At 43.4% G+C, this 3,640-nt stretch carries 2 protein-coding genes; both read left to right on the top strand.

Annotated elements, in window-relative coordinates; translation table 11 throughout:
* Nucleotides 1-65 precede the first annotated feature (65 nt).
* Entirely contained in the window at nt 66-1,772 is a 1,707-nt protein-coding gene (locus SSIN_RS07465) for an ABC transporter ATP-binding protein (RefSeq protein ID WP_037617521.1), read from the top strand.
* A 1-nt stretch (nt 1,773) separates the two neighbouring features.
* Nucleotides 1,774-3,543 carry an ABC transporter ATP-binding protein gene (locus tag SSIN_RS07460; protein ID WP_037617519.1) on the top strand — a complete coding sequence of 590 codons (1,770 nt, stop codon included), beginning with the start codon at nt 1,774-1,776 and terminating at the stop codon, nt 3,541-3,543.
* Nucleotides 3,544-3,640 lie beyond the last annotated feature (97 nt).

Genomic DNA, 3,640 nt, shown 5'->3' with positions numbered 1-3,640 from the left:
TATAAAATAATTAAGAAAGGGTTTATACTGGCGGAAGCTACCCGCTAATATAAATATAAGGTAATATGTTTTTTAAAACCTTATCACGCTATAAATGGTTTGTACTTGGGTCAATCACAATGGCCGCCCTGATGATTGCCAGCTCGCTACTCCAGCCTTGGCTGCTGAAACGTATATTAGATGCGCTCCAGTCAAACAGCGGACAGACAATTTCCAGTACAGGAGCCTGGCTGATTGGGATAGGAATAGTTGGTTTGGTTGCTGGAGGCATCAATGTCATCATAGCGGCCTATATTGCTCAGGCCGTTTCCTCTGACCTTCGGGAAGCAACTTTCCGTAAAATTCAAACCTTTTCTTATGCTAATATTGAGAAATTCAATGCAGGAAATCTTGTTGTTCGGATGACGAATGATATCAACCAAGTGCAAAATTTGGTGATGATGTTTTTTCAGATTCTATTCCATTTGCCCTTGCTGTTCATTGGCTCAGTCATCTTGGCTTTGATGACCCTACCATCACTGTGGTGGATCATTGCCCTATTAATTGTGCTGGTATCGGGGTTGACTGCTTTAATGATGGGCTTGATGGGACCTCGGTTCAGGAAATTTCAAGTTCTCTTAGAAAAGATGAATAGTATTGCGAAGGAAAACCTGCGCGGTGTACGTGTAGTCAAATCCTTTGTTCAAGAGCAGGAGCAATTTAAAAAATTTAGCCAGGTTTCTGATGATTTGCTTTCGCAAAATCTTTTCATTGGCTATGCTTTTTCTATTGTCGAGCCGATTATGATGTTTGTTGGATATGGAGCAGTATTTTTAGCAATCTGGGCTCTTTCAGGCATGGTCCAAGCAGATCCTGGAATCGTCAACTCAATTGCTTCTTTCGTTGGCTATTTAAACCAAATTATCTTTACGATTATTATGGTTGGATTTTTGGGGAATACAGTGACTCGGGCTCTCATTTCAATCCGCCGAATTAATGAAGTTCTAGATACAGCACCAGCTATGGTATTTAAGGATGTTCCTGATGAAAAACTGGAAGGTAGCCTCACTTTTGAGCATGTGACCTTCACCTATCCGACAGACGAAGAACCAATACTCAAAGATATTAGTTTTGAAGTACAAGCGGGTCAAATGATTGGTGTTGTCGGAGCGACTGGGGCGGGAAAGTCAACCTTGGCTCAGCTCATTCCTCGTCTCTTTGATCCACAGGAGGGTTCTATCATGATTGGTGGCAAGGATTTGCGCGACCTGAGTCAGGGTACCCTTCGTAAAAATGTATCGATTGTTTTGCAAAAAGCAATCCTATTCAAGGGAACGATTGCAGACAATCTACGTCAAGGGAAGTTAAATGCTTCACTGCCTGAGATGAAGCGAGCTGCTCAGATTGCTCAGGCTAGTGAGTTTATCAACCGAATGGAAGATACTTTTGAGAGTGAAGTTGAAGAGCGTGGGAATAATTTCTCTGGTGGGCAAAAACAGCGGATATCGATTGCTCGCGGAGTTGTCAATAATCCCAATATCCTCATTCTAGATGATTCCACCTCGGCATTGGATGCCAAATCTGAAAAGCTGGTTCAGGAAGCTCTGAATAAAGAGCTGAAAGGGTCAACAACGATTATTATCGCCCAAAAAATCAGTTCGGTAGTCCATGCGGATAAAATTTTGGTCTTAGATCAAGGGCAGTTGATTGGTCAGGGTACCCATTCTGAATTAGTTGCGACAAATAAGATTTACCGTGAAATCTATGAAACGCAAAAAGGAAAGGAGGATTAAGATGCGGACGATGAAATTTTTCTGGCAGTATTTTAAACACTACAAACTGTCATTTGTAATAGTTATCCTCATGATTCTCCTGTCCACAGTGCTTCAAGTTCTTTTTCCGATTTACGTTGGTCAGGTCGTTCAGAATCTTGTTGAGCTGGGCTCCGCTTTCGCCGATAATCAGAATACAGAAAGGATTCTTACTGTATTTGGAGGCATTATGTGGAACTTGTTTTTCACTTTTTTGTGTCTGTCTCTTTCCAGCATGATTTATATGACCCTGATGTCTCGTGTCATTTCTCATTCGACCAATGAAATGAGAAAGGGCCTTTTTGGAAAGTTAGCTAAGCTGACGGTCTCTTTCTTTGACCGTCATCAGGATGGAGATATCCTCTCGCGCTTTACCAGTGACTTGGACAATATTCTTCAGGCTTTGAATGAGAGCATGATTCAGGTGATGAGAAACATCTTTCTTTATATTGCTCTAGTCGTGATTATGTTTGCCCAAAATGCAAGCTTGGCTTGGGTGACCGTAGCGAGCACACCTGTTGCCCTTCTTGTCTTGATAATGATTGTCAGGCTGGCTCGTAAATATACAGACCTCCAGCAAAAAGAGGTCGGGAAACTGAATGCTTATATGGATGAGACAATTTCGGGCCAGAAGGCTGTGATTGTTCAAGGTATGCAGGAGGAGGTGATTAAAGGCTTTGTCGCCCAAAATGATAGGGTTCGTTCGGCAACTTTTAAAGGTCGTGCCTGCTCAGGGCTGCTCTTTCCGGTTATGAATGGGCTGAGTCTTATCAACACCGCGATTGTGATTTTTGTAGGTTCGGCTATGTTGCTGAATGATTCGAGTATTGGTACTGCGGTTGCGGTCGGATTGATTACAACCTATTCTCAATTTTCTCAGCAGTACTACCAGCCTATCATACAGATTGCTGCCAGTTGGGGGAGCTTACAGCTTGCTTTTACTGGCGCTGATCGGATCCAAGAAATGTTTGAAGCACCAGAAGAGGTTCGGTCTGAAAATGCACCTGCTTTCACTGAGCTCAAAGAAGGAGTCGAGATCAAGAATGTTGCTTTCTCTTATCTGAAAGGTAAGCCGATTTTAAAAGATGTCAGCATTTCAGCACCCAAGGGCAAGATGACGGCTGTTGTTGGCCCGACTGGCTCAGGAAAGACGACGATTATGAACCTCCTAAACCGCTTTTATGATGTGGATAGTGGCAGCATTGAGTTTGACGGTCGCGACATTCGGAACTATGAGCTGGATAGCTTACGGAGCCATGTGGGGATTGTCTTGCAGGATTCGGTGCTCTTTAGCGGCACGATTCGGGACAATATCCGCTTCGGTGTGCCGGATGCTAGTCAGGAAATGGTCGAAACGGCTGCGCGTGCGACCCATATCCATGACTATATTGAAAGTCTGCCGGACAAATATGATACCTTGGTAGATGATGACCAGAATATCTTTTCAACTGGGCAGAAACAGCTGATTTCCATTGCCAGAACCCTGCTGACAGACCCGCAAGTCTTGATTTTGGATGAAGCGACTTCCAATGTCGATACGGTAACAGAGAGCAAGATTCAGCAGGCTATGGAAGCCATTGTGGCTGGCCGAACTAGCTTTGTCATTGCTCACCGCCTCAAGACTATTCTCAATGCCGACCAGATTATTGTCCTCAAAGACGGAGAGGTCATTGAACAGGGGAATCACCATCAACTCCTCAAACTCGGCGGCTTCTATTCAGAACTTTATCATAACCAGTTTGTGTTTGAGTAGGAAGTAGAGATATATTTTCAAACTCTCGTTTGTGTGAACCGCACCCCAAAAGTTAGACAGAAAAAATCTAACATTTGGGGTGTTATTTTTATGAAAT

Origin of the sequence: Streptococcus sinensis, from assembly GCF_000767835.1 — a bacterium.
In the GTDB taxonomy this organism is placed as follows: domain Bacteria; phylum Bacillota; class Bacilli; order Lactobacillales; family Streptococcaceae; genus Streptococcus; species Streptococcus sinensis.
Note: the sequence above shows the minus strand (reverse complement) of the source record. Positions and strands in the feature narration are given on the sequence as shown.

Bases quoted from the DNA above. Each gene is read 5' to 3' on its own strand.
- SSIN_RS07465 (WP_037617521.1), top strand. From the start codon at position 66: ATGTTTTTTAAAACCTTATCACGCTATAAATGGTTTGTACTTGGGTCA.
- SSIN_RS07460 (WP_037617519.1), top strand. From the start codon at position 1,774: ATGCGGACGATGAAATTTTTCTGGCAGTATTTTAAACACTACAAACTG.